The sequence below is a fragment of the Novosphingobium lentum NBRC 107847 genome, assembly GCF_001590965.1.
Taxonomy (GTDB): Bacteria; Pseudomonadota; Alphaproteobacteria; order Sphingomonadales; family Sphingomonadaceae; genus Novosphingobium; species Novosphingobium lentum.
On record NZ_BCTW01000001.1, the window covers coordinates 50,635 to 74,227 of the forward strand.

Annotated in this window: 20 protein-coding genes; 10 read left to right on the top strand and 10 right to left on the bottom strand. The window is 65.9% G+C overall.

Annotation, left to right across the window (positions count from 1 at the left end):
* Positions 1 to 34: 34 nt before the first annotated feature.
* The 4 genes from NL2_RS00250 to NL2_RS00265 all read right to left on the bottom strand — a co-directional run bounded on the left by NL2_RS00250 (position 35) and on the right by NL2_RS00265 (position 4,533).
* Positions 35 to 1,237, bottom strand: coding sequence for an acetyl-CoA C-acetyltransferase (locus tag NL2_RS00250; RefSeq protein ID WP_068070493.1), 1,203 nt, complete (start codon positions 1,235 to 1,237; stop codon positions 35 to 37).
* Between the two features lie 131 nt (positions 1,238 to 1,368).
* Entirely contained in the window at positions 1,369 to 3,336 is a 1,968-nt protein-coding gene (locus tag NL2_RS00255; protein WP_068070495.1) for an FAD-dependent oxidoreductase, read from the bottom strand.
* Positions 3,337 to 3,410: 74 nt separating this feature from the next.
* Entirely contained in the window at positions 3,411 to 3,701 is a 291-nt protein-coding gene (locus NL2_RS00260; RefSeq protein WP_068070497.1) for a DUF1330 domain-containing protein, read from the bottom strand.
* Positions 3,702 to 3,717: 16 nt separating this feature from the next.
* Positions 3,718 to 4,533, bottom strand: coding sequence for an SDR family NAD(P)-dependent oxidoreductase (locus NL2_RS00265; RefSeq protein ID WP_068070499.1), 816 nt, complete (start codon positions 4,531 to 4,533; stop codon positions 3,718 to 3,720).
* A gap of 171 nt (positions 4,534 to 4,704) precedes the next feature.
* Here NL2_RS00265 and NL2_RS00270 point away from each other — a divergent pair, with 171 nt between their 5' ends.
* Positions 4,705 to 5,391, top strand: a complete 687-nt coding sequence (locus tag NL2_RS00270) for a TetR/AcrR family transcriptional regulator (RefSeq protein ID WP_068070501.1) — start codon at positions 4,705 to 4,707, stop codon at positions 5,389 to 5,391.
* A gap of 10 nt (positions 5,392 to 5,401) precedes the next feature.
* Here NL2_RS00270 and NL2_RS00275 read toward each other — a convergent pair whose 3' ends face one another.
* Positions 5,402 to 6,775, bottom strand: coding sequence for a phosphotransferase (locus NL2_RS00275; RefSeq protein ID WP_084355750.1), 1,374 nt, complete (start codon positions 6,773 to 6,775; stop codon positions 5,402 to 5,404).
* A gap of 46 nt (positions 6,776 to 6,821) precedes the next feature.
* Positions 6,822 to 9,239, bottom strand: a complete 2,418-nt coding sequence (locus NL2_RS00280) for a TonB-dependent receptor (RefSeq protein WP_245647505.1) — start codon at positions 9,237 to 9,239, stop codon at positions 6,822 to 6,824.
* 299 nt (positions 9,240 to 9,538) lie between these two features.
* Between NL2_RS00280 and NL2_RS00285 the strand changes: the two genes are divergently transcribed.
* The 6 genes from NL2_RS00285 (at position 9,539) to NL2_RS00310 (ending at position 14,387) form a co-directional block, all read left to right on the top strand.
* Positions 9,539 to 10,348, top strand: coding sequence for an SDR family NAD(P)-dependent oxidoreductase (locus NL2_RS00285; RefSeq protein ID WP_068070505.1), 810 nt, complete (start codon positions 9,539 to 9,541; stop codon positions 10,346 to 10,348).
* A gap of 23 nt (positions 10,349 to 10,371) precedes the next feature.
* Positions 10,372 to 10,818 (top strand): nuclear transport factor 2 family protein, encoded by a 447-nt coding sequence (locus NL2_RS00290; RefSeq protein WP_068070507.1) that lies wholly within the window; start codon positions 10,372 to 10,374, stop codon positions 10,816 to 10,818.
* Entirely contained in the window at positions 10,815 to 11,627 is an 813-nt protein-coding gene (locus NL2_RS00295) for an SDR family NAD(P)-dependent oxidoreductase (RefSeq protein ID WP_068070509.1), read from the top strand. Before NL2_RS00290 ends, NL2_RS00295 begins: the two co-directional genes overlap by 4 nt.
* A gap of 47 nt (positions 11,628 to 11,674) precedes the next feature.
* Positions 11,675 to 12,565, top strand: coding sequence for a TIGR03619 family F420-dependent LLM class oxidoreductase (locus tag NL2_RS00300; RefSeq protein ID WP_068070511.1), 891 nt, complete (start codon positions 11,675 to 11,677; stop codon positions 12,563 to 12,565).
* A gap of 43 nt (positions 12,566 to 12,608) precedes the next feature.
* On the top strand, positions 12,609 to 13,523 hold the full coding sequence (locus NL2_RS00305) for an NADP-dependent oxidoreductase (protein ID WP_169799441.1): 915 nt from the start codon (positions 12,609 to 12,611) through the stop codon (positions 13,521 to 13,523).
* A 69-nt stretch (positions 13,524 to 13,592) separates the two neighbouring features.
* Complete coding sequence (locus NL2_RS00310; protein ID WP_068070515.1) at positions 13,593 to 14,387, top strand: tyrosine-protein phosphatase; 795 nt, start codon at positions 13,593 to 13,595, stop codon at positions 14,385 to 14,387.
* 55 nt (positions 14,388 to 14,442) lie between these two features.
* Here NL2_RS00310 and NL2_RS00315 read toward each other — a convergent pair whose 3' ends face one another.
* The 4 genes from NL2_RS00315 to NL2_RS00330 all read right to left on the bottom strand — a co-directional run bounded on the left by NL2_RS00315 (position 14,443) and on the right by NL2_RS00330 (position 19,643).
* Positions 14,443 to 15,930 carry an aldehyde dehydrogenase family protein gene (locus tag NL2_RS00315; RefSeq protein ID WP_068070517.1) on the bottom strand — a complete coding sequence of 496 codons (1,488 nt, stop codon included), beginning with the start codon at positions 15,928 to 15,930 and terminating at the stop codon, positions 14,443 to 14,445.
* Positions 15,931 to 15,956: 26 nt separating this feature from the next.
* Positions 15,957 to 17,585, bottom strand: a complete 1,629-nt coding sequence (locus NL2_RS00320; protein WP_068070519.1) for a GMC family oxidoreductase — start codon at positions 17,583 to 17,585, stop codon at positions 15,957 to 15,959.
* Positions 17,586 to 17,737: 152 nt separating this feature from the next.
* Complete coding sequence (locus tag NL2_RS00325) at positions 17,738 to 18,295, bottom strand: TetR/AcrR family transcriptional regulator (RefSeq protein WP_068070521.1); 558 nt, start codon at positions 18,293 to 18,295, stop codon at positions 17,738 to 17,740.
* A 127-nt stretch (positions 18,296 to 18,422) separates the two neighbouring features.
* Complete coding sequence (locus NL2_RS00330) at positions 18,423 to 19,643, bottom strand: cytochrome P450 (protein ID WP_068070523.1); 1,221 nt, start codon at positions 19,641 to 19,643, stop codon at positions 18,423 to 18,425.
* Positions 19,644 to 19,893: 250 nt separating this feature from the next.
* Here NL2_RS00330 and NL2_RS00335 point away from each other — a divergent pair, with 250 nt between their 5' ends.
* From NL2_RS00335 to NL2_RS00345, 3 genes are read left to right on the top strand one after another with little or no spacing between them, the layout of a single operon-like run.
* Positions 19,894 to 21,558 (top strand): FAD-dependent oxidoreductase, encoded by a 1,665-nt coding sequence (locus tag NL2_RS00335; RefSeq protein WP_068070525.1) that lies wholly within the window; start codon positions 19,894 to 19,896, stop codon positions 21,556 to 21,558.
* A 4-nt stretch (positions 21,559 to 21,562) separates the two neighbouring features.
* Complete coding sequence (locus tag NL2_RS00340) at positions 21,563 to 22,204, top strand: glutathione S-transferase family protein (protein ID WP_068070529.1); 642 nt, start codon at positions 21,563 to 21,565, stop codon at positions 22,202 to 22,204.
* Positions 22,201 to 23,574, top strand: coding sequence for a phosphotransferase (locus NL2_RS00345; RefSeq protein WP_068070531.1), 1,374 nt, complete (start codon positions 22,201 to 22,203; stop codon positions 23,572 to 23,574). The genes NL2_RS00340 and NL2_RS00345 overlap by 4 nt, the downstream gene beginning before the upstream one ends.
* Positions 23,575 to 23,593 lie beyond the last annotated feature (19 nt).

A 23,593-nucleotide genomic window follows, 5' to 3' on the forward strand; every position in this document is an offset into this window, starting at 1 on the left:
GGGGTTTCCCGCTTCAAAAAACGTGGATCGCGCGTCAGACGCGTTCGATGATCGAGGCCGTGCCCAGCCCGTTGGCGGCGCACAGCGTGATCAGTCCGGTCTGCAAGTCGCGGCGTTCCAGCTCATCGAGCACGGTGCCCAGGATCATCGCGCCGGTCGCCCCCAGCGGATGCCCCATGGCAATCGCGCCGCCGTTCACGTTGATCTTGTCGTCGGGCACATCCATGTCGCGCTGAAAGCGCATCACGACGCTGGCGAAGGCCTCGTTCAGCTCCCACAGGTCGATGTCCTTGCGCGACATGCCCGCATTCTTCAGCGCCTTGTCGGAACACGCGCCGGGCGCGGTCAGCATGATCGTCGGTTCGGAGCCGATGTTGGCATAAGCACGGATGCGGCCGCGCGGCTTGAGGCCTGCCCGCTCGCCGAATTCCTTCGACCCCACCAGCACGACACCGGCGCCATCGACGATGCCCGAGCTGTTGCCGCCATGGTGGACGTAGCTGAGTTCCTCGATCTGCGGATACTTGGCCTTGGCCACCGCCTCGAACCCGCCCTTGCCATAGCCTTCGAACGCGGGCTTGAGCTTGGCCAGGCTTTCCACCGTCGTGCCCGGGCGCATGTGCTCGTCATGATCGAGCAGCACTTCGCCCAGAACGTCCTTCACCGGGACGACCGAGTTCTTGAAATAGCCGTTTTCCCACGCGTGCGCGGCCTTGCGCTGGCTTTCCACGGCAAAGCCATCGACATCGGCGCGGCTGTACCCGTCGAGCGTGGCGATGATGTCCGCGCCGATCCCTTGCGGCGCGTAGTGGTTGTGGAAGGCCACCGCCGGGTCCGACGTCCACGCGCCCGAATCATAGCCCATGACCGTGCGGCTCATCGATTCGACGCCGCCGCCGATGCCGGCCTGGATCATGCCCGAATGGACCTGCGCCGCGATCAGACTCACGGCATCGAGACCCGACGCGCAGAACCGGTGGATCTGCTGTCCGGCCACGGTCTGCGCGTACCCTGCCTGCAGCACCGCGGCGCGGGCGAGCACGCCGCCCTGTTCGCCCACGGGCTGCGCCATGCCCAGGATCACATCGTCGAGCAGCGACGTATCTAGGTTGTTGCGGTCGCGCAGCGCCTGCAGCAACTGGGTCGCCATCTCGACCGAGGTGACTTCATGCAGCGCGCCATCGGGGCGCCCTTTTCCGCGCGGCGTGCGGACGTGATCGTAGATATAGGCTTCCATGAATTCTGCCCTGTAAATGGACGAAACCGGTTCGACAGAGCGTGCCACTGTCCGGCCGCCCACCCCGAGACACCTATCTTACGAAAGGAAGCGGCAGCACCGTGATGCGTGGATCACGGTGCTGCGGATCGTTACACGGCCAGACCGGCGCGCCGACCGTCCTTGATCGCCTCGTCGGTCGCGAACACGCTCCAGCGCGCGTCGCGGGCATCGCCGATGATGCGGATGTCCGGCATGTCGGCGATCAGCGCATGGTAGAGATCTTCCTGCGGCGGTTTCGAGGTCACCAGGATGGTGTTGTCGATCGCTTCCAGCACGCTCGCTTCACCCGAAAACACGCCGCGCAGATGGACATCGCGCTCGTCGATGCCGGTGATCTCGGTCGAGGGCAGGAAGGTCACCTTGGGGATGACCCGGCGCGCGATCACCTTGTTCAGGCCGAGTTCGGTCACCGACATCGCCATCGCCGAATCCATCGTGACGAGGAACACCTCCTTGCCCTGATCGGCCAGCAGTTCGGCAATGCCGGGGCCGACTTCGTACGACGTGTTGTCATAGATGACGATGCGCTTGCCGATCCGCGCATGCTCCAGCAACACCTCTTCGGGGGTGAACACGTGGTCCAGATGCGCGCCGCGCACGCCGGTCAGCTGCGCCTTGCTGACGCCGGTGCGCGAATAGCGCGCGCCGGTGGCAATGATCACCGCATCGGCCGAAAGCGCCTTGATCGACGCCGGCGTCGCTTCGGTGCCGGTCCGGATTTCGACCCCGGCCTTGTCGAGCTGGAGCTTCAGCCAGCGGGTGAGCTCGGCCCGGTCCTCCAGCCCCGGCAGCATCGCCTGCAGCGTGACATGGCCCCCGATCCGGTCGGACTTTTCCAGCACGGTGACCTTGTGGCCCCGCTGCGACGCGACCAGCGCGGCCTGCATCCCGGCGGGCCCGGCGCCGACGATCACCACGGTCTTGCTGACAGCCGCCGGGGTCACCGGGCCTTCGTGTTCGAAGCCGATGTCGGGATTGACCGTGCAGCCCACCGCCTGGCCATAGCACGACCGCAGGAAGCACCCTTCCAGATCGCCGATGCAGCCGCGGATTTCGCTGGTCCGGTCGTCCCGGCACTTGTTGGGCCATTCCGGGTCGGCGATCACCGATCGCGCCACGAACACCATGTCGCAGCGCCCGTCGGCGATGGCCTGGTCGGCAAACGCCGGGGTCAGGATGCGCCCGCCGCTGATCACCGGAAGCTTGACCGCCTGCTTGACCGCTGCCGCCGCGTCGAGGTGCGTGCCTTCCTTGGCCATGTACGACGAAGGGTAGTGGTACTGCGTCATCTGCGGCTTCTGGCCGCGCGCGGTGATGCGCAGCCAGTCGACCATGCCGGTCGCTTCCAGGATCTTGCACTGGGCGATACCGTCATCGATGCCCTTGGCGCCGATCGTCGATTCATCGGCGTTGACCGCCACGCCGATCGCAAAATCGGGGCGCACGCGTTGCCGGATAGCGGCGATGATCTCGACCACGATGCGCATGCGGTTTTCAAGGCTGCCGCCGTATTGATCGGTGCGCTGGTTGTAGAATTCCGAGGTGAAGCTCTGCACGCCCGCGCCCCCGCTGATCGGGAATTCGAACCCGTCGGCCCCGGCCTGTTCGGCGTGCGAGGCGGCAATGGCGTGCGCTTCGATCAGTTCATGCACTTCGGCCGTCGTCATCGAGCGCGGCTGGGTATCGGCCAGCACGGTGTGCGGCGCGATGGCCGATGCCTGCGCCTTGGCCGGATCGGCCATCATCCACACGCCCTGCACCGCGATCTTCGCGCCATGCCGATGCGCCGCATCCACGATCTTGCGGATCGCCGGAATATGATCGGGATTGTAGGCCTCGATGAACCAGCCCGGCGGCACCAGCGGGGCCGGCAGCACCTGGCAACTGGCGATCACCATGAAGCCCGCACCGCCCTTGGCGCGCGCCTCGAAATAACCGACCTGCCGGTCGGTGCCGATGCCGAGCCCGACCATGCCGTGCGGAGACATGAACACGCGGTTCTTCACTTCCAGACGCCCGATCGTGATCGGGCTGAACATCGTTGGATACTTGCTCATGGGGGACCCTCTCCGGTCATGCGTGCGCCATTGCGCTGCGCATCGTGATTGGTGTTGATGACGGATGGCGGCGATTAGCGGTCGTCGGTGAAATGCACCGCGAAGATCGTCTCGGCGGCCTGGTGCCGGATCGGGATCGCCGTTTGATAGGCATCCGACTTGTACCAGGCCATCGCCGCGTCGTTGTCGGGGAACTTCATCAGGACGACACTGCTGCCCGGTGCCGTGCCTTCGAGCGTGTCCAGACCTTCCCCGACGATCACCTCGAACGGCAGTCCCTGCAGCGACACGAAACCCTGGGCAGAGTATTCGCCGTACTTGGCGAGATCGTGCTTGTTCATCATGCTCAACACGTACGAAGCCATGCGCCTATCCTTCGAATTACTCGCTTTCCAGCGAAGCCATCACGTCCGCATAGTACGGCGAATGATGGACGATGCCGCCGTCGGCGCTGAACACCTGCGCGGTGACAAAGCTGCCGGCGTCCGAGGCCAGGAACAGCACCGGTCCGGCAATGTCCTCGGGCTTGCTCTGGCGGGGCAGCAGCACGTGGCGCTGGATGAAATCGATCTCGCCCGCGGTCATGATCTCGCGCGCGCCCTTGCTCAGAACCAGTCCCGGAAGGATCGCATTGCAGCGGATGTTGTGCCGCCCCAGTTGCGCAGCCACATTGCGCGTCAGCGTGTGCAGCGCGCCCTTCGAAGTCGAATAGGCGGGATGGAACACATCACCCAGAATGGCGGAGCCGGAGCCGGTGTTGATGATCGATCCGCCGCCGCCCGCGATCATGTGCGGGGCAACGTGCTTGATCATCAGCATCGGCCCGCGCGTGTTGATCGCGAAAGTACGGTCCCACACCTCGATCGTCATGTCCGGGATCGACTGGTCCTTGGCCATGAAATCGGGTCGGGTATCGGCGGCATTGTTGTGGAGGATGTCGATGCGGCCGAATTTCGCGATGACCGCCGCGACCAGATCGATGATCGTCTGTTCGTCCGCCAGATCCAGGCTGTGCGCGATGGCGCTGCCGCCGCTCGCCACGATATCCGCCGCCACGGCTTCGGCGGCCGCCACGTTGATGTCCGCAACCACGACATGGGCGCCTGCGCCGGCCAGCGCCCTGGCGCAGGCCTCACCGATATTGGCGCCCGATCCGGTGACGATCGCCACGCGGTCGTTCAAGTTTCCAAACACCATCCATTCCTCTCGTTTTTATCGTTTCATGCGTGACGGCAGATCATGGAAGCGCGCGGCAGGCACGGCGCGGTATCGCTGTCGTTGTGTTTAGGGGGCGCGCAAGGTATCGCATAAGGCAATAATTCAACGCTTGGTCAGGGCGGAGAGTCCCGGTGGGGGAGAGGTTGCGAAATGCCAGCCAGCGGCGAGTGTCCCTCTGATTCAGCGGTCGCTTCGGCGGTCGCAACCCGGGGGCGGCGGACGTCGAATGCCACTACGATCGCCGACATTCTGTGTGCCGCGAAGGAAGAATTCGCCAGCCATGGCTTCGATGGCACCACGGTCGATGCGATCTGCCGGCGCGCCAAGGTATCCAAGCAGCTGTTGTATTATTACTTCGGCAGCAAATCGGATCTGTACACGCTGATCCTCAAGGAAGCGGCGGACAACACATCGCAATTCATCGGGTGCACCGATTATCACGCGCTGCCCCCGGAAGCGGCGCTGAAGCAATTCATGACCAATTTCTTCCGCGAATTCGTGGAACGACCGCAGATTGCGCAGATGACCATCGACGAGGCGCAGCACAACTTCGTCCACGTGGGCAAAGCCAGCCCGCTGGCCACCGTGCTGCGAACACTGATCGACGAAGTGCTGGGCCAGATCGTCGCGCGCGGCCGCAGCGACGGCTCGTTCCGCGCCGATCTCGAACCGGATCGCCTGTTCTGGATCATCTACAGCCTGGTAACGACGTGGTTCGCCCACTCACCGATGATCCTGCTGGTCTCCCGGACCCGCGAGGGCGCCGAGATGGACGCGGCCGCATGGCGCGCCAACAGCATCGACTTCGTGCTGGCCGCCATATCGCGCAAGCCTTGAACGGCTGAGTTCAGCGCTCGCGGATCGGCTGCAGATCGACCGTCGGCAAGTAAGCGGCAGGGCCGCATCCGCGCAGCATGAACGCCTGCCGCTGCAGCCAGTTGTGGAAATGCTGCACCAGTCGCGCATCGGCTTCCGCCCCCACGCTGGCGACCCATGCCGAGAGGCCTGACTGCGCGCTCGCCCAGTCATCGTACCGCGTGCCGGTCAGCGCCGCCACGTCGGCGAGATCGGCGGCGAGCACCGACAGCCCGAAATCGTTGACCCGTCCCAGGTAAAACGCCTGATGCGCCGCTGAATCGCGCGCGTAGTCCTCTGCGGGAGTCCCCCCGGCAAACGCCTCGATATGGCGGACGAGATGGCGCGACGCCTGCGAAAACCCGAGCGGCTGTTCGGTCGGCTCGGCAGGATCGACCAGCGCGATACCCATGTAATCGGCCATCGCGCGGATCATCCAGCGGCTCGTGCCGACGCTGTAGTTGAGGTACGCGACGTAGTCCTGTTCGGGCGCGCTTTCGAACATCAGCGGCCACATCAGCCAGCCGTTGACCCCGCAGAACCCGGCGGTGTGGAATTCGATCAGCTTGCGCGAAATGCGGTCGCCGCTCAGGTCTTCGTACCGCGCAATCATCGCGGTGAGGTCGCCGAGCGGTTCGGTCGAATCGCGCAGGCGCATCCCCGCCAGCTCCGCCGCCGGATCGCCCAGCGACGAGACTTCGAAATCGATCAGCCCGGTGACCGCGCCGCTGTCGTCGAACAGGAACTGGCCGCCGTCGTAGTTGACGAACGTCACGCGCGTGCGGTCCTGCGGGATGTTGCGATTGAGCCAGGCCCAAGCGAACTCCATCAGCGGCCACGGGTGACCGCCGATCCGGTCGCGGAAGATCGCTTGCGACGGCGCATAAAGATTGAGCGCGATTTCCGTGGGCGTGCGCGGCACGGGCAGCTTGGCAGCGGCGAACGCTTCGGGCGGCAATCGGTGCACGTCCGCCACGATCGCAATGAACCGTTCGCGAACCTGTGCCTGCAATTGCGGATCGGCAATCGTGCCGGTGTTGATGCCGCCGGGCAACATATCCATCACGATGCACAGCGGATCGGGGATCATCCCGTGGACGCGCGGGGCGGGAATCCCGCTGCGTTCGAACACGTGATGGATTTCCGCTTCCTGAAACATGTCCACCGGCGAGACATAGGTGTCGCCGCGCGGCCCCCGGACATAGAGCGGCACCGGCGCGCCATCGCGCTCGACCACCACGTTCCAGCCCGGTCGCCAGCGCGGCTGCCGCTCGAACGCCGTGACGGGGCCGATGTTGGCGGCCAACCAGTCATACACCTTGCGGTCGGTGGCATCGGGGGGCGGCGGCACTGCTTGCATACCCATTCCTGTTCTCCCGCCGACCCGCAAGGGGTGTACTTTTTCGTTCAGTTCAATTGCCGAAGCGATAGCGCAATTCGAACCCGACCGTGCGCGGCGCGCCGAAGAAGCCGCTCTGGATGCCCAGCAGGTTCGACCCGACGTTGCTTGACGCGAGGTATTGCTTGTCGAACAGGTTGCGCACGAACACGCTGGCGTCGAGCGACGTGCCGCCGATCCCGCCGACGTCGAGGCGCAAGTTGACCAGGCTGTATCCGGGCAGGATCGCATCCGACGACTGGACGCTGCTCGAATGGTAGAAATCGCCGGTGAACGCGGTCTTGCCGATGCTTTCGGGAACCGGCAGCACCCAGTGGACCCCGGCGGTGATCGTCTGCTTGGCGACCAGGTTGAACGGCACCTCCAGCACGCGCAGATAGGGCTGAAGGTCGGTCGGAACCGTCAGCGAGCGCGTCTTGAGATCGAGGAACGTGGCGCCCGCCTCGAATGACAGCGTGGGCGTCGGTGCGATTCGCGCGGACAGGTCGATACCGGCCACGCGGGTGGAACCGGCGTTGGCCAGCAGCGTGCCGCCGCTCGGATCGTTGTTGGGGTTGCAATCGCCGTCGGGCGACTTGGGTGCGGCCGTGCCGCCCGGCGTGACGAGGCTGCAGGTCGCCTGCGTGTTGAGGCCCGCGATCGGCACCTGCACGTTGCTGTACCAGCCGATGAACGGCGAGGCGTTGAAGCGGATGGCAACGTCGCCCGCGCGGAAGTCCGAACGGACGCCGACTTCCGCGTCGGTCACCTTTTCAGGCGCGAACGACTGGAACGGGGCGAGCCGGCCCGCCAGCGTCGGGCTGTTGATGCCGCCCGCGCGATAGCCACGACGAGTGACGGCATACAGGAACAGCTCGGGCGTTGCCTGCCAATCGAGCCCGATCGTCCACGTTGGCGCCTGCGACTTGGTCTTGTTCACGCTGCTGTTCTTGATCGCGGCGACGGCATTGTTGCAATCAGCCGGGGACAGCACCGGATCGGGCGAGGTGCCACCGCCCACGCAGGCGCTGATGTCGTCCCAGGTGTAGCGGAAGCCGGCGTTGAAGCGCAGGCCATCGGCAATCGCGTCGAGCTTGTACGTCACATTCCCGAACAGCGCCTTGCTGGTCTCGGTGAAGAAGCCATAGTTGAACGGCGCGTTGGTGATGCCGGGCAGGATGAAGATGGGGATGTAGGTGCCGGTCGGCCCCTTGGGCTTGCTCTTGAGGTAGAAGCCCCCGACCAGCCAGTCGAGCTTGTCGTCGGCGGCCTTGCCGCGCAGCTGCAGTTCGTCGGTGAACTGCTCGACGTCCGAGGTCTGGCGACCGCCGACGACCTCGACCGGCAGGCCCTTGGGGATGGCGCCGGTGCCGTCGGAAATCAGCGTCGGCAAGCCATCGACGCTCGAGAAATAATCGACCTTGGTATGGCGGTAGCCGAAGATGTTGACCAGCTGGATCGCGTCGGACAGCGTCGCCTCGGTGCGGTTGGTGATGCCGAACCGGTCGGCACGTTCGAACGCGTCGATGTCCGAATTGATCACCCGCACGCCGCGCGCACGTTGCAGGGCGAGCTGGGCCTGTGCTGCCGACAGCGTGCCAGTGGCGGTCAGCGCATTCGGCCCCGCGAACACATCGACCAGCACCGACGCGCCGCCGGTGGAGCGGTTGCGGTAGTAATCGACGATGGTGGTGTTCTTGAGCCCTTCGACCGGCTCGAGCAGCAGCGTGCCGCGAAGGGCGCGCGAATTCAGGTCATCGGGGTCGTTGCCGACGCCGATGTTCTTCGTCCAGCCATCACGCCGCTGGTATTGGCCGGAAATGCGCAGCGCCACTTTCTGATCGACGATGGGCACGTTGATCGCCGCTTCGCCGATGAACGCGTTGTAGCTGCCGTAGGAGCCCTGGATGTAGCCGCCGACTTCATAGGTTGGTGTGGTCGGGTAATAGAGGATCGCGCCGCCGGTGGTGTTGCGGCCGAACAGCGTTCCCTGCGGGCCTTTGAGCACCTGCACCGACGACAGATCGTACGTGGGGATGCTGGACCCCAGCGTCGGTGCCGGCACGTCGGCGAAATAGCTGATCACGCCAGGCGCGCTGTTGCCCGCCAGCGCCTTCGACTGGCCGCGGATCGAAAAGTTCGAATTCTCGCGCCCGCCCGATCCGGCGAGGAATACGCCCGGGGTCTTGAACAGCAAGTCCTGCGTATCGCGGATCTGCGCCTGGCGCAGCGATTCGGTGCCGAACGCGGTGATCGAAACCGGCGTGGACTGGATGTTTTCAGCGGTGCGGCGCGCAGTGACGATGATGTCGCCATTGGTCTGATCGACGGTGGCCTGGCCCGCATCGCCAGCCTGCGTCTGCGCGGCCGGCTTGTCCTGCGCGAACGCCGGGGTTGCGGTCGTCGCCAGCAGCAGCGCGACAAGGCTCTTCATGCGGCCATGTGAAATCATCGGTTGGTCCTCCCAGTCGGATCGATCATCTTCTTTTCGCCGCCTCGCTGTCGCCGGACGTCGATCGGATAACCTGTCTTTGGAAAGGGGGTGAAACGTCCCGTCGGGAATCCGCTGGCGAATTCTGGCTGACGGCCCAGCGATTGCGAATGCGCCATATCGGCGGGATCAGGCGACGGCCTGCCCTGTCAGCGACGTATGTTGCCGGCCCCACCAGCCGTTCGACAGGTAACGTGCCTGCCAAATCTCGCGACTCTGCCCGCAACGAACGCCGCATCGGCGACGAGGAGCACTGAAACATGGCGAGGCTTGCGGACAAGGTCTGCATCATCACCGGCGGTGGCAGCGGCATCGGCCGGGCGAGCGCGGAAATGTTCGCGCGGGAAGGCGCCACCGTCATCGTCGCGGACATCAGGGCAGAGCCTGCCGAAACCGTGGCGCAGGCCGTCGTCGACGCTGGCGGCAAGGCACGCGCGATCGCCGTGGACGTGGGCAACGAAGACGATCTCGCCCGGATGATCGCAACCACCGTCGCCGATTTCGGACAGATCGACGTCCTGTTCAACAACGCGCTCTACACCAACACCGAACACGCGCTGCGCGACATGGATTTCCTGGCGTTCGATCCGGACATCTTCTTCGCCAACTTGCGGGTCAACGTGCTGGGCGCGGTGATCGCCAGCAAGCTGGCGATCCCGCACATGCTCGAACGCGGGCGCGGCTCGATCATCTCCACGTCGTCGGGCAGTTCGATGGGCGGCGACATCACCGCCTACAGCTATGGTTCGTCCAAGGCGGCGCTCAACTGGTTCGTGCAGGCGATCGCCGCGACGTATGGCAAGCGCGGCATCCGCAGCAACGCGATCCTGCCCGGCCCCACCCAGACCCCGGCCAAGATCGCGTGGACGACGCCGGAAATGGACCGGCTGTTCCTCGATGTGCTCAACACGCCGTTCATCGGCGAGCCGGAGGACATCGCGGCGATGGCGCTGTTCCTCGCCTCGGACGAATCGCGCTACGTCAACGGGATGCTCTATCCCGTCGATGGCGGGCAAAGCTGCACCGTGCCGTTCATCAGCGTCACGCGCGCGTTGGCGGCCGGCAACTGACGCTCAGAATTGAAGGACAGAAGATGGGTATCGAGCTTGAGAACAAGGTCCGCACCATGCACGACGCGTGGGGCGACGGCAGCGACGCGGTGCGGCCCGAAGTGGAGAAAATCCTGTCGTTCTTTGCCGAAGACGCCGAATGGCAATTGTGGGTGCCGGGCGGCCCGGTGATCAAGGGCAAGGACGCGCTGCGCGCCGAAATCCTCAACCAGATGACGTTCGCCACCAACAACAAATGCAACGAAGTCAACATCGTGTCGAACGACCGCATGGTGATGCAGGAACGGTCGGACACCGCGATCATCATGGGCCGCCCGTGCCCGCACCAGATGGTCGCGATCTATGAATTCGACGATGCCGGACTGATCGTCAAATGGCGCGAATATCTCGACATGGACGACCTCAACCGCAAGATGGGCATCGGCGGCGGACAGAACCCGGCAGGCCAGCCCGACGCGGTGGCCGGATGACGCAATCGGCAGCCATCGCGCCCGGCAAGTGGGCGTTCGTCACCGGCGGATCGGACGGCCTCGGCCTTGCGTTTGCGACCGACCTGGCGCGGCGCGGCATGAACTGCCTGCTGATTGCGCGCAACGAGGACAAGCTGGCCCGCGCGGCCGAAACGGTTCGCACGACGGGCGTCGAGGTACGGACGCTGTCGCTCGACCTTGGCGCGCCAGACGCGGTCGCCCGGATCGAAGCCGCCACCGCCGATCTGCCGCTGACGCTGGCCGTGTTCAATGCCGGCGCCGAGGCATCGGGCGCGCAGTTCGTGGACCAGCCTTATGCCACCTGGGCCGCCACGATCCAGCGCAACGTCCTGTTCCTGACCGAAGCGCTCCACCATTTCGGCCGCCGGCTGGTGGACAGCGTGGACGATGGGGGCAGCGGCGGCGGGCTGATCGTGGTCGGGTCGGAAGCGGCCTTCGGCGGCGTGGGGCAGTCCGGGATCTATACCGCGACCAAGGGCTTTGCGCTCAACCTGGGCGAAGCGCTGTGGGCAGAACTGACGCCGCGCGGCGTCGATGTGGTCACGCTGCTGTTCAAGATCGCCGACACCCCGATGCTGCGCGAAACGCTGGCCCGGCGCGGCATTCCGGTCGAGGCGACCGGTGCGTCGGACACCGCGGCACTGGCGCGCGGCACGATCGACGCGCTGGGGTCCGGCCCGATCTACAACCCGGACGAAACATCGCCCGACGATCCCGTCACCTCCAACGCCGCGCGGCGCGAACGGGTCTTGGCCAAGAGCGAACTGATGAAATTTTTCTACGGATGACCGGCAGCATGGCAGCCGTCTGACCAGCCGCTTGTGGGAGAGCCTCGATGAAAATTGGCGTAAGCAGGCCGTTCGCCGATCCGGGCGTGCCGATCAACGATGTCGATATGGGCGAGATCGGGCGGCTGGCCGAACAGATCGGGTTCGACTGGCTGACCACCGGGCATCACACGGTCCGTCCGATCCGCGAGGAGATCAAGGGTCCGCACACCCATGGCGTGCCGTTCTACCAGGACCCGCTGATCGGCGCGGCGCGCGCGACCGCGCTGACCACCCGGCTCGAAGTGTCGACCGGCGTGCTGATCATGCCGATGAAGCATCCGGTCGACGTGGCCAAGCAGGTCGCCTCGATCGATGCCTACAGCAACGGGCGGTTCCTGCTGGGGCTGGGCACGGGGGGTGCCAGCCGGATCGAGATCGAGGCCAGCGGCGGCAGCTTCGAACGGCGCTGGGACTATACCATGGAAAGCATCGCGGTGATGAAGGGCCTGTGGACCGAGGACGCGTTCGCCTTCGACGGTGACTTCTTCCAGTTTCCCGAAGTGCAGATGTACCCGCGCCCGGTCAGCAAGCCGCACACGCCGATCCTGCTCGGCGGGTACAGCGACGGCGTGCTGAAACGCGTTGGCGAGCACTGCCAGGGCTGGTTGCCCGCCTATGCCGGTACGCGCCTGCTCTCGCTGACGGAAACCGACATGACCGGGCCGGAGCATGTGAAGCAGGGCCGCGCGAAGATCATGGCCTATGCGCAGGACGCCGGACGCGATATCGCGCATTTCGAGATCGGCGTGATCCTGGCCCCCGGCGACGACAGCCGCGAGTTGCGCACCATCTACCAAGACGCCGGAGCAGACCGCCTGGCCTTCAGCCTGCCGCACATCGAAAGCGTCGAAGACGCGCGCATTGCGCTGGAAAAAATCGCGCACAACGTGCTGTGAATCCCTTTCGCCCGATCGCGTCCAGCCGTCACGGAGAATGACCATGAGAGCCATCCAGATCACGGCCTACGGCGATCCCGAAGTCGTCGTCGTCAACGATATCCCGGAACCCGGACTGGCCCCCGGGCAGGTGCGCGTCGCCGTCGCGGCGACCGGGGTCAATCCCGTCGACTGGAAAGTGCGCGACGGGTACATGAAGGACTACCTTCAGGCCCCCTTTCCCATCACGATCGGCAACGAGATCGCAGGCACCGTCACCGCAGTGGCGGACGGCGTGAGCGGGTTTGCCGTGGGCGACAAGGTCTATGGGTCGATCGGCCCGGTCGGTGCTTTCGCCGATGTCGTGGCCGTTCCGGCGACCTCGCTCGCCCACGCGCCCGCCAGCCTGTCGATGGTCGAAGCGGGCGCGCTGCCGGTTGCGGTCGTCACGGCGCAGTCCGCGCTCGATGCAGGGCAGGTCGGCCCGGGAACGCGCGTTCTGGTCCATGCCGCCGCTGGCGGTGTGGCCAGCATATTCATCCAGCTCGCCAAGGCGCTGGGTGCCGAAGTCACCGCGCTCACCTCGCCCGCCACGATGGACTTCGTGCGCGGCCTGGGCGCGGACCACGTGATCGACCGCACCACGGCCTACGAGCAGGCGATCGGCGATTTCGACATGGTCCTCGATGCGTTCGGCCCACCGGCCATCGCCCGTTCGTGGGACTTGCTGAAGCCGGGCGGCATCCTGGTGTCGCTGACCACGCCGCCGGACGAAGCCGAAGCGGCCGGCCACGGCGTGCGCGCGACGATGGTGTTCGGCTCGGCCAATCCCGCCGCCCTCGGCAATGCCGCCGCGCTGGCCGATGCGGGCAAGCTCAAGGTCACCATCCAGCGCACGTATCCGATGGAACAGGCGGTAGCGGCGATGGCCGAAGTGGCCGGCGGAAACGTGCGCGGCAAGGTCGTCCTGACATATTGACCCGGCAATATCGCACCGCTTCAGGACGAGTCCGTTTCGGTCACTCGGTCGCCATTGGAGGATAGTCAGATGGTGCTTCGCCAATCCCGTCGCTTCGATCTTGTCGGCGGCTGCAACTTGCGCGACATCGGCGGGTATCCCACCGCCGATGGCCGTCGGGTGCGGCACGGCGTGCTCTATCGCTCGGGCGTGCTGACCTACCTGACGCCCGCCGATCACGAGGCGATCGCGCCGGCCGGGATCCGCACCATCATCGACCTGCGCCGCGATGACGAGATTACAGTCGAGCCCACGACATGGGCCGGCCCGGCGCGCAACCTGTCGTGGCAGCTCGATGAATCGATCGCGTCGTCGCAACGCGGCGCGCCGTGGGAACATGCGGCGACGGGTGCGGAAGCCCGGGAATGGCTGATCCGGTCCTATCCGACCATGAAGGACTGGCTGGTCCGCCCGTTGCGCGGCCTGTTCGACGCGGTGCTGGACGACGAGACGCCGGTGCTGTTCCACTGTGCGGCGGGCAAGGACCGCACCGGGTTTTGCGCGGCCATGGTGTTGGGCCTGGTCGGCGTGGGCGAAGACGCGATCCTGACGGACTATGCGCTGACCAACACCGAGGTCGATCTTTATGCCTTCACCGTCACGCATCGCGCGGCCGGCATGGGCCTGACCGATGGCGAGCATCCGTTCGAGAAGATGCAGCCGGACGTGCGCGATGCCCTGATGTGCGCCGACCCGGCCTACCTCAAGTCCGCGCTCGACAGCGTGGTCGCGGCGCACGGTTCCATCGCGGGCTATGCGCGCGAGGCGCTGGGCCTGGACGATGCCCGGATCGCCGCCATCCGCGAGCGCTTGCTGGAAGCGTAGAGCGGGTCCCGGAACATCCGCAACAAGACCCGCTCATCTTTAGCCTGTCGCAGGTTCAGCGTCCGACCGGGTAGGTGATGGTCTTTTCCTGCTGGAATTCGCGCAGCCAGTCGGCGCCGTATTCGCGCCCGATGCCCGACCGCTTGTAGCCGCCGAACGGGGCATAGGCCATTTTCCCGATGCCGCCGTTGATCGCGACGTTGCCGGTGCGCAGCTGCAGCGACATTTCATAGGCCTTGGCGGAATCGGCAGTCATGATCGCGCCGTTCAGGCCATAGCGCGATTCATTCGCGATCCGCACCGCCTCGTCGTCGGTGTCGAAGCCGATGACGCATCCGACCGGGCCGAACACTTCTTCCTGCGCAATCGTGGAGCGGTTATCGACATTGTCGAACAGCGTGATGTCCACGAAGAACCCCTTGGGCAGCCCGGCAGGGCGGGTGCCACCCAACGCCAGCGTCGCCCCGCCATCGCGACCTGCCTGGATCAGCCGCTCGACCTTGGCGCGCTGGCTCTCGCGGATCAGCGGGCCCATCAGCACGCTGGGGTCGGACGGATCGCCGACCTTGAAGTGCCCAGCGACCGCCTTCGCCGTCTCGACGAAACGCGCGCGAACCGCATTGTGAACCAGGAAGCGCGTGGTGATCGCGCAGCCCTGCCCGGCATTCACGGTCAGCACCATGATCGCCATGGCGGCGGCGGCTTCGACATCGGCATCTTCGCGCACGATCATCGCGGACTTGCCGCCCAGTTCCAGATGGACGCGCTTCAGCGTGGGCGCCGCCTGTCCCATGATCGCCGCCCCGACCGCTTCGGACCCGGTGAACGTCACCATGTCCACGCGCGGATCGGTGGTCAGCATCGAACCCACGTCGGGCCCGCCGGTGATCACGTTGAGCACGCCGCGCGGCAAGCCGATTTCGTCCGCGATCTGGCCCAGCAGCAGCGCGGAATAAGGCGTGAACGGCGAAGGCTTGAGGATCAGGCTGTTGCCGGCCAGCAGCGCCGGGGTCACTTTGGCGAGGTTGAGCAGGAACGGAAAGTTGTAGCCGGTGATGCCGGAGACCACGCCAACCGGCTCGCGCACCACGGTGCCGCCGCCCAGGATGCGCGGGCCCGCCGGATTGATCATGTTGGCGTTGGACGCCACCGGAAGCTGGCGGGGTTCCTCGCGCAGCGAATAATCGATCGCCGATTGCAGGTGCTCCAGCGGGGCATCGACCTGCACGTTGCGGGTCACCGCTTGCGCGCAGCCCACTTCCTTGAGGATCAGGTCCACGATCTGGCCGCGCCGCGCATACAAGGCGTCGTGGAACTTCTGCATGATGGCGGTGCGCTCGGCCTGCGCCATCCGCGGCCACGGCCCGTTCTCGAACGCCTCGAACGACGACGCGATAGCCGCCTCGGCCGCGCTGGCATCGCCGACCGGCGCTTCGCCGATGACCTCTTCGGTGGCGGGATTGAGCACCGCCTCGCGGTCAGCCGCCGCGAGCCATTCGCCATTGATGTACAGGCGTTCGATATCGGTAAAGGGAATGGTCATGGGTCGCCTCACGGGATTTCGAGGAATTACGGGGCCTGAACGGCGTGCTGGGTCTGGAGGATGATTTCGGCCGCGCGCAGCCCGACGGCCATCGCCGGAGCGTTGGTGTTACCGGACACCAGCGTCGGGAAGATCGAGGTGTCGCACACGCGCAGTCCGCTCACGCCGCGCACGCGCAACTGGGGGTCGCACACCGATTGCTCGTCCGCGCCCATCCGGCAGGTGCCCGCGATGTGGAACGCGGTCCCGCCCAGCGCCACCGCGTTCTGGAGGATGTCGTCGTCGGTCTTGACCATGCCGCCGGGGAACTGTTCCTCGACGATCCACGGCTTCAGCGCGGGCTGCTGGCCCAAGGCGCGCAGCCAGCGGAACAGCGAGACGGCGGTGATCCGGTCGATCTCGGCGGAAAAGTGGTTGGCGTCGATGAACGGCTGCGCATCGGGATCGGCGGACTGGATGCGCACCTCGCCCTGGCTCTCGGGCCGGGTGAAATAGCCCAGAATGGTCAGGCCGTGGTGCTTGTCCGGGACCACGCCCTTGTCGGTCTGGTTCAGCGAATACAGGCTTACGCCGATCTGCACGTCGGCATGTTCCAGCTCGGGACGGCTCTTGATGAAGCCGCCGACCTCGTGCGCCCCGTGGGTCAGCGCACCTTTGGCGAGGAGACCATACTGCAGCACCGACTTGAGCAGGCCGAGCCCCTGGTAGTTCAGGTTCATGCTGTCACCGGTCACGCGGTAGACCGTCTGGAGATAGCGATGTTCGCGCAAGTTGCGGCCGACGTCGGGGGAGTCGACGATCACCGGCACGCCTGCGGCGCGCAACACCGCCTCGGGTCCGATGCCCGAAAGCTGGAGCAGCTTGGGCGAATGCACCGCACCCGCCGACAGGATCACCTCGCGTGCGCCGACGAAGCGGGTGCCGTTCTTGTCGCGCAACGTCACCCCGGTAACGCGGTGGTCCTCGATCTCCACCTTGAGCACGTCGGTTTCAACAAGGACGTCGAGATTGCTGCGGCTGCGCGCGGCCTTGAGGAAGCCCTTGGCCGAGCTGACGCGCTTGCCCTTGTCGATGTTGCGGGTCTGGTAGCCAAGACCGCCTTCGCGCACGACATCGACATCGTTGACGTCGGCCACGCGCGCCACGCCCATCTGCTGCCCGGCGGTCAGCACCGCCTCGCACAGACCGTTGTGCGTGGGATGCACGCTCACGTGGATCGGACCGCCGGTCCCGCGCCATTCGGCCGCGCCCAGTTCGTGGTCTTCCAGCTCGACGAAGCAGCGCCCGATCTCGTCCCAGCCCCAGCCGGTGCAGCCCGCAGCCTCCCAGCCATCGTAGTCCAGCGGGGCTCCGCGAATGTAGACCATGCCGTTGACCGCGCTGGACCCGCCGACCGCCCTGCCCTTGAGCCACATCTCGGACGGCTTGTTGCCACCGGGCGAAACGTCATAGGACCAGACATGCGGATTGCGCGGATCGAGCAGTTTGCCGATGCCGCGCGGCATGGCGATCAGCGGGCTGGTATCGTCCGGCCCGCTTTCGACCAGCAGCACGCGCGTTGCGGGATCGGCCGACAGCCGGTTGGCCAGCACGCAACCGGACGAGCCGGCTCCGACGATGATGTAATCGTACATGTCCACCGCTGCATCGTTCATGCGAACTGATCCTCTCGAAGCGGGGCGCGCGCGCCCCGCGTGCCGGACTCGTCCTCATACGGGGACGATTCGTCCATGCTCTGCGACCCCATGACGGTCAATAAGTGAAACTGCAAGTCCCATCTTTGCATGCCACGCTCTGCGACGCGGTTTTACGCGGCGGCACCGCCATCGACGGCGCCGATCCCCCGCAATATCAGGGCGAACGCACGGTCGAAAATGGCGTCGCTGGTGGAAAAATCGCCGCCTTGGGCCGCGCCGATCATGGTGCAGGCAATCAGGATGTCTTCCAGCGCGACATCGGCGCGGAGCAGCCCTGCGGCGCGTGCCCGCGCGATCGGCTCGGCAAAAGTGGCGGCGGTTTCGCGCGATACCTGCAGCATCATCGCCTTCCCCGCCGGGCTGGCGAGCAGCGAATCGTCCATCGCGCGGTAGATGAACGTCAGCCTTGCAACGGTGCGCATCAGTCCGAACAAGGCATCGGGCCGGTCGCCCAGTCTGCGGCATTCCTCGGCAATCACGTGCTGTTCCGCCGCCTGCACCGCGCGGATCAGGTCGAGCCGATCGGCAAAGTTGCGGAACAGCGTGCTGCGTCCGACACCGGCTTTTACGGCGATTTCCTCAAGCGAGACATCGGCGACGCCGGCGCGGAAGTATTCGCGCGCCACCGCAATCAGCCGTTCCCGATTGCGTGCGGCGTCCTTGCGCATCGCGCTCCCTACCCTTGGCCTCGACCGCGGGTCCGACACCGGACCCGCCCCCCTCGGCGCGCGCTGGCTTACCGACGCGCTGCGGTCAAGACAATGCAGGGCCGCAGCACGCTGCGCCGCCACGCGATCAGCCCCACTGCAACTCGAGTTCGGGAACATGCATGATGTTGCCCACGAAGTACGACACCTTGAACCCGTCCTTGATGCGGAATTCGGGCACCGACGTCAGGAATTCCTCGATCGCGATCTGCATTTCCATCCGCGCCAGGTGCATGCCCAGGCATTTGTGGATGCCGCCGCCAAGCGAGATGTGCGGCGCCTTGCGATCGAACCGGACCAGTTCCGGCTGGTCGTAATAGGTCGGATCATAACCGGTGATCGGGGTCGCGACCGAGATGTATTCGCCGGGCATGATCTTCTGGCCCCGGATCTCGATTTCCTTGGCGGCGATGCGGAACGCCGTGACCGGGGCGTAGGCGCGCAGATATTCTTCCACGGCGGTCACGATCAAACCGGGCTTTTCGCGCAGCTCGCGCTGGCGTTCGGGATAGCGCGCCAGATGGCAGAAGATGTTGCCGAGCAGCGACGTCACCGTGTCCAGCCCGCCGAGGTAGAGGTTGAAGCAGTGGCCGAACACTTCGGTCACGTTCCACTTGCGCCCATCGACCTCGTTATCGAAAATGTGGCTGATATAATCGTCGCCCGGGTTCTTCTGGCGCTCCTCGATCACGCCCATCAGGTAGGCCTTGACCTTGCGCACGGCGTTGCCGCGCACTTCCCAGTCATTGGTGTGGAGCATTTCCTTTTCCCACACCAGGAACTCGGCCATGCGGTCCTGCGGCAGGTCGAGCAGGTCGAGGACGATGTTGATCGGATACTTCTCCGAAAACTCGTCGACGAAATCGCACGTGCCGCGATCCTTGAACTTGTCGATCAGCGTCCGCGCGCGTTCGCGCACCTGATCGCGCAGGGCCGCCATCTTCTGCGGCGCGAACTTGGGATTGAGCGCCGCACGATAGGCGGTATGGATCGGCGGATCGGCCTCGGTCGGGATCACCAGCCAGTCCTCGCCGATGTTCTGCGCCCACTTGCCCATCCCGTTCTTGGTGAAATTGTCGGGATCGCGCAGCATCGTCATGGTGTCTTCGTAGCCGGTCAGCAGCCAGCCGGGCTGGTCGCCGGGGAAGATGTTGGTGACATACGAGATCGGCGGCAGGGTGGCCTGCAACTGCGGGATCATCGTTTCCTGCGGACACTCGTCAACCCGCTGGCGGGCGTAGAGGGGCAGGGTCACGACCAGTTCTTCGGGAACATGGGCGGGGCGCGCTGCGGCGGTTGCGGTGGCCACGGCAAATCTCCTCAAATCTGCAGCCGATTCTGCGTATCGGCTTGTCCCATCCACCACAGCGCCTCCGGAGCCGCCGACGCCAGCGCAAACATTGTCGCCAGTGCGCCAAATTCTACCCGGCGGCCGCAGTCCTGCGCTGCGGGGGCACCGCCCGGCCCTAGACAACGATAGGTTTGCGCAACCGCGCGAACGCGCACCACGGCCGCAGGTTGCCGGGAGAACGACGTCGCCGGCTGCCGGGAGATCGACTATGCCGTGGGACGAGGTTTTCGATGTGGTGTGCGTGGGCTCGGGCCTGGGCGGCATGACCGCCGCGCTGACCGCGGCCAATCGCGGGGCGACGGCGCTGGTGGCGGAAAAGTTCCACCTGCTCGGCGGCGTCTCGGCGCTCTCGTCGGGGCAGCTGTGGCTGGGCCCCAACCACCTGCAGGAACCCGACGGCATTGCCGACAGCGACGCCGATGCCGACGCCTATCTCACCCACCTCTCGCAAGGGTTCGCCACGCCGGACCGGCGCAAGGTGTTCATTGAACGCGGGCGCGAAGCGTTGCGCTACATGACCGACACGATCGGCATCGCGATGACCGTGGTCAACGGCCTGCCCGATTACTACTATCCGTCGGTCAGGGGATCGAAGGCCGAAGGCCGCTATGTCGAAGTGCTGCCGTTCCAGGCCGAACGGCTGGGCGATCTGGCCGACAAAGTGCTGACCTCGCCCTATGGCGACGGCTACAGCTACACCACCTCGAACGAATGGGTGCAGATGCAGGACGGCGGCGAGCACGTCGGTGCCTGCCTGCAGCGCCATGTCGAGGCTGATGAACGTTGCGCGGGCGCGGGTCTTGCTGCCGCGCAAGTGCTGGCGGCAAAGAACCTCGGCGTCGACATGCGCACCTCGACCGAAGCGATCGAGCTGGTAGTGGAAGATGGCGCGGTCACCGGCGTCGTGCTGCGCGACGAAACCGGCACGAAGCGCGTGCGCGCGCGCCTCGGCGTGATGCTGGCGACCGGCGGCTACGACTGGAAGCCTGCGTTCGTCAGCGCGTTCGATGCGCTGCCACAGGCCGGCAGCATGGCCCCGCCGACGGTCTCGGGCGATCACATCGTCATGGCCGCCAAGGCGGGCGCCATTGCCATCCCGGCCCGCGCGCCTGCACAAAGCCCGATCTTCATCGGCTACAAAGTGCCCGCCGAAACCATCTACGGGCATCCCTCGTACCGCATGTGGCTGCCGGGCGCGCCGCACAGCATGGCGGTCAACCGCTATGGCCGCCGTTTTGCCAACGATGCCTTCTACCCCGATGTCGCGACCAAGGTCGGCCGGTTCGACGGGCAGGAGCAGGGCCAGCCCAACTGGCCCGCATGGATCGTGTTCGACCAGAACATGCTCGACAAATATGGCCTCATGCCCAGCTGGCCGGGCCAGCCGCTGTCCGAAGGCATGGCGACCAGCGCCGACACCATCACGGAGCTTGCCAACCGCATCGGCATGAACGCGATGGGGCTGGAAGACACCGTCCGCCGCTTCAACGGGTTCTGCGTGACGGGGATGGACGAGGATTTTGCGCGCGGCAGCGTGCCGTGGGGCCGGATCATGACCGGCGACCCCAGCCTGCTCAATCCCAACCTCGGCCCGATCGAAAAGGCCCCGTTCCATGCGGTGAAGATCGAGCGGGTGACGATGGGCGTGCCCACCGCCGGGCTGCCGATCGACACCGACGCGCGCGTGCTGGATGCGCGCGACGCCGCCATCCCCGGCCTTTACGCGGCGGGCAATTCCGCCGCCTGGCTCGACATCGGCGGCGGGTACAACAGCGGCATCGCGAACACGCGGGGCCTGCTTTACGGCTACCTTTCGGCCCTGCACATGACCGGCCAGCACGCGAGCCCCGAGCTTCAGGCGGTAGAGGACTAACCCCATGACCATCACGATCTACCAGCTCGACCGCTCCCGCTCCGAACGAGCGGTGTGGCTGATGGAAGAACTCGGCGCGGCGTACGACATCGAATTTTTCGAGCGGCTGCCCGTAACGATGCAGGCAGAGCCCGCGTACAAGGCGTTGCACCCGCTGGGGTCGTCGCCCGTGCTGGGGATCGACGGCACGAACATCGCCGAAAGCGGTGCGGTGATCGAATACCTCGCCACCACGCAAGGCGGCGGCGCGCTGGCGCTGGGGCCGACATCGCCCGACTATGCCGACTACCTCTACTGGTTCCATTTCGCCGAATCGACGATGATGCCCGCGCTGGTGAGCGAGATCATGGCCGGGTTCGCCGGGATCGATCCCGAAAACCAGCTGCGCGTCTATGCGCGCCAGCGGATCGCACAACTGCTCGCCTTCACCGATGCGCGGCTGGCGGCCGTGCCGTTCTTCGCCGGTGAGCAGTTCACCGCCGCCGATGTGATGATGACCTTCCCGTTCACCATGACGCGGCAATACGTGCCGGTCGACGTGGAAGGCCACCCCGCGATCGCCGCCTATGTCGAGCGCATGGAAGCGCGCCCCGCCTACCAGCGCTGCCGCGCCATCGTCGACCGCGCGCCCAAGGGCAACGCATGACCGACGACGCTGCCGACGCGCACAGCGAAGCCAAAATCCGCGCCTGGATCGCCGACAACATCGACGGCACGATCACCGCGTTCGAGCGCCTGCCCCGGTGGCGGCCATCGTGGCAGGTGACGGTCGAGCGCGGCACCGAAACGATCGCCCTGCATGTGCGCGGCGACCGGGCCAGCGGCCTTGGCATCTGCCCGCTGCGCCGCGAATACGAAGTGCTCAACCTGTTCGAGCAAAACGGCATCCCCGTCCCACACATTTATGGCTGGTGCGCCAATCCCGAAGCCATCGTCATGGCCCATCTCGACGACACCCCGTTTCTGGGCGATCTGGACGGCGATCCGGCGGTGCAGCGCATGGTCGAGGACTATGCCGGCCACCTTGCCGCCGTCCACGCGCTCGATATCGCGCCGTTCATGGCGGCGGGCCTGAGCGCAGGGGAAACCCCGGAGGCCGTGGCGCTCGAATATCTGCTGCTGTCCGAAAGCCACTACGAGGCCGAGGACCAGCCCGACGCGCTGCTGCGCTTCGTCACCGGATGGCTGCACCGCCACCTGCCGCTGCATCGCGATCGCAACGTCGTGCTCATCGGCGACGCCCCGCAGTTCTTCCACAACGGCGAGCGCGTTACCGCGCTGTACGATCTGGAACTGGCCAAGCTGGGCGATCCGATTGCCGATCTCGCCTCGATCCGGGTGCGTGACATCAATGAACCCATCAGCGACGTGGCAGCGGTGCTGGCGCGCTATGTGCGCGACAGCGGCAACGAAATCGACTGGCCGACGCTCAGCTACTACACCGTCCTGCTGTTCATCGCGGTGCCGATGATGGTCAAGGCGACCTTCCGCAAGGTCAGCCCACACCCGGCTTATGTCGAATACCTGTCATGGAGCATGGGGGCCGGCCGCGCCGCGCTCGAAGCCATCGCCGAGGGCGAGGGCCTGGCGCTCGATCCGTCCCAGCCCATTGCGGTGACCACCCCGCGCGACGCCCATGCCTGGCGCGATCTGGTGGTGCAGACCGGCGCGCTGCCGACCGAGGGCTTCTTCCGCCAGCCCCCCACGCAGTCGCTGGCGTTTTACCTGCAACGCCTTGCCGAAAGCGGCGACGCGATCGAACAGGCGGAGCTGGACGATGCCCGCACGATCCTGGGCCTGGACGATGCAGCCGCCGCCACGCTGGAGGCGCAGCTCGACGCCTTGGTCGAACACGCCGCGCCGGACCGGGACCATGCACTGGTGCGGTATTTCCATCGCCGTCAGATGCGCCGGTTGCAGCTGCTGCGCGATTACCCCGGCCCGATCGTTACGCGCGGGCTTGCATCGCTCGACCACTTGTTTCCCGATGCGTACCCGCGCCCGGTCGCCGACTGACCCCGATCCAGGATTTCCA

What these genes read in the sequence shown, in the direction of transcription:
- NL2_RS00285 (WP_068070505.1), top strand. Translation starts at nt 9,539, where the DNA reads ATGGCGAGGCTTGCGGACAAGGTCTGCATCATCACCGGCGGTGGCAGC.
- NL2_RS00275 (WP_084355750.1), bottom strand. Translation starts at nt 6,775, where the DNA reads ATGGGTATGCAAGCAGTGCCGCCGCCCCCCGATGCCACCGACCGCAAG.
- NL2_RS00310 (WP_068070515.1), top strand. Translation starts at nt 13,593, where the DNA reads ATGGTGCTTCGCCAATCCCGTCGCTTCGATCTTGTCGGCGGCTGCAAC.
- NL2_RS00320 (WP_068070519.1), bottom strand. Translation starts at nt 17,585, where the DNA reads ATGAACGATGCAGCGGTGGACATGTACGATTACATCATCGTCGGAGCC.
- NL2_RS00265 (WP_068070499.1), bottom strand. Translation starts at nt 4,533, where the DNA reads ATGGTGTTTGGAAACTTGAACGACCGCGTGGCGATCGTCACCGGATCG.
- NL2_RS00340 (WP_068070529.1), top strand. Translation starts at nt 21,563, where the DNA reads ATGACCATCACGATCTACCAGCTCGACCGCTCCCGCTCCGAACGAGCG.
- NL2_RS00300 (WP_068070511.1), top strand. Translation starts at nt 11,675, where the DNA reads ATGAAAATTGGCGTAAGCAGGCCGTTCGCCGATCCGGGCGTGCCGATC.
- NL2_RS00335 (WP_068070525.1), top strand. Translation starts at nt 19,894, where the DNA reads ATGCCGTGGGACGAGGTTTTCGATGTGGTGTGCGTGGGCTCGGGCCTG.
- NL2_RS00270 (WP_068070501.1), top strand. Translation starts at nt 4,705, where the DNA reads ATGCCAGCCAGCGGCGAGTGTCCCTCTGATTCAGCGGTCGCTTCGGCG.
- NL2_RS00325 (WP_068070521.1), bottom strand. Translation starts at nt 18,295, where the DNA reads ATGCGCAAGGACGCCGCACGCAATCGGGAACGGCTGATTGCGGTGGCG.
- NL2_RS00250 (WP_068070493.1), bottom strand. Translation starts at nt 1,237, where the DNA reads ATGGAAGCCTATATCTACGATCACGTCCGCACGCCGCGCGGAAAAGGG.
- NL2_RS00255 (WP_068070495.1), bottom strand. Translation starts at nt 3,336, where the DNA reads ATGAGCAAGTATCCAACGATGTTCAGCCCGATCACGATCGGGCGTCTG.
- NL2_RS00290 (WP_068070507.1), top strand. Translation starts at nt 10,372, where the DNA reads ATGGGTATCGAGCTTGAGAACAAGGTCCGCACCATGCACGACGCGTGG.
- NL2_RS00345 (WP_068070531.1), top strand. Translation starts at nt 22,201, where the DNA reads ATGACCGACGACGCTGCCGACGCGCACAGCGAAGCCAAAATCCGCGCC.
- NL2_RS00315 (WP_068070517.1), bottom strand. Translation starts at nt 15,930, where the DNA reads ATGACCATTCCCTTTACCGATATCGAACGCCTGTACATCAATGGCGAA.
- NL2_RS00305 (WP_169799441.1), top strand. Translation starts at nt 12,609, where the DNA reads ATGAGAGCCATCCAGATCACGGCCTACGGCGATCCCGAAGTCGTCGTC.
- NL2_RS00280 (WP_245647505.1), bottom strand. Translation starts at nt 9,239, where the DNA reads ATGATTTCACATGGCCGCATGAAGAGCCTTGTCGCGCTGCTGCTGGCG.
- NL2_RS00295 (WP_068070509.1), top strand. Translation starts at nt 10,815, where the DNA reads ATGACGCAATCGGCAGCCATCGCGCCCGGCAAGTGGGCGTTCGTCACC.
- NL2_RS00260 (WP_068070497.1), bottom strand. Translation starts at nt 3,701, where the DNA reads ATGGCTTCGTACGTGTTGAGCATGATGAACAAGCACGATCTCGCCAAG.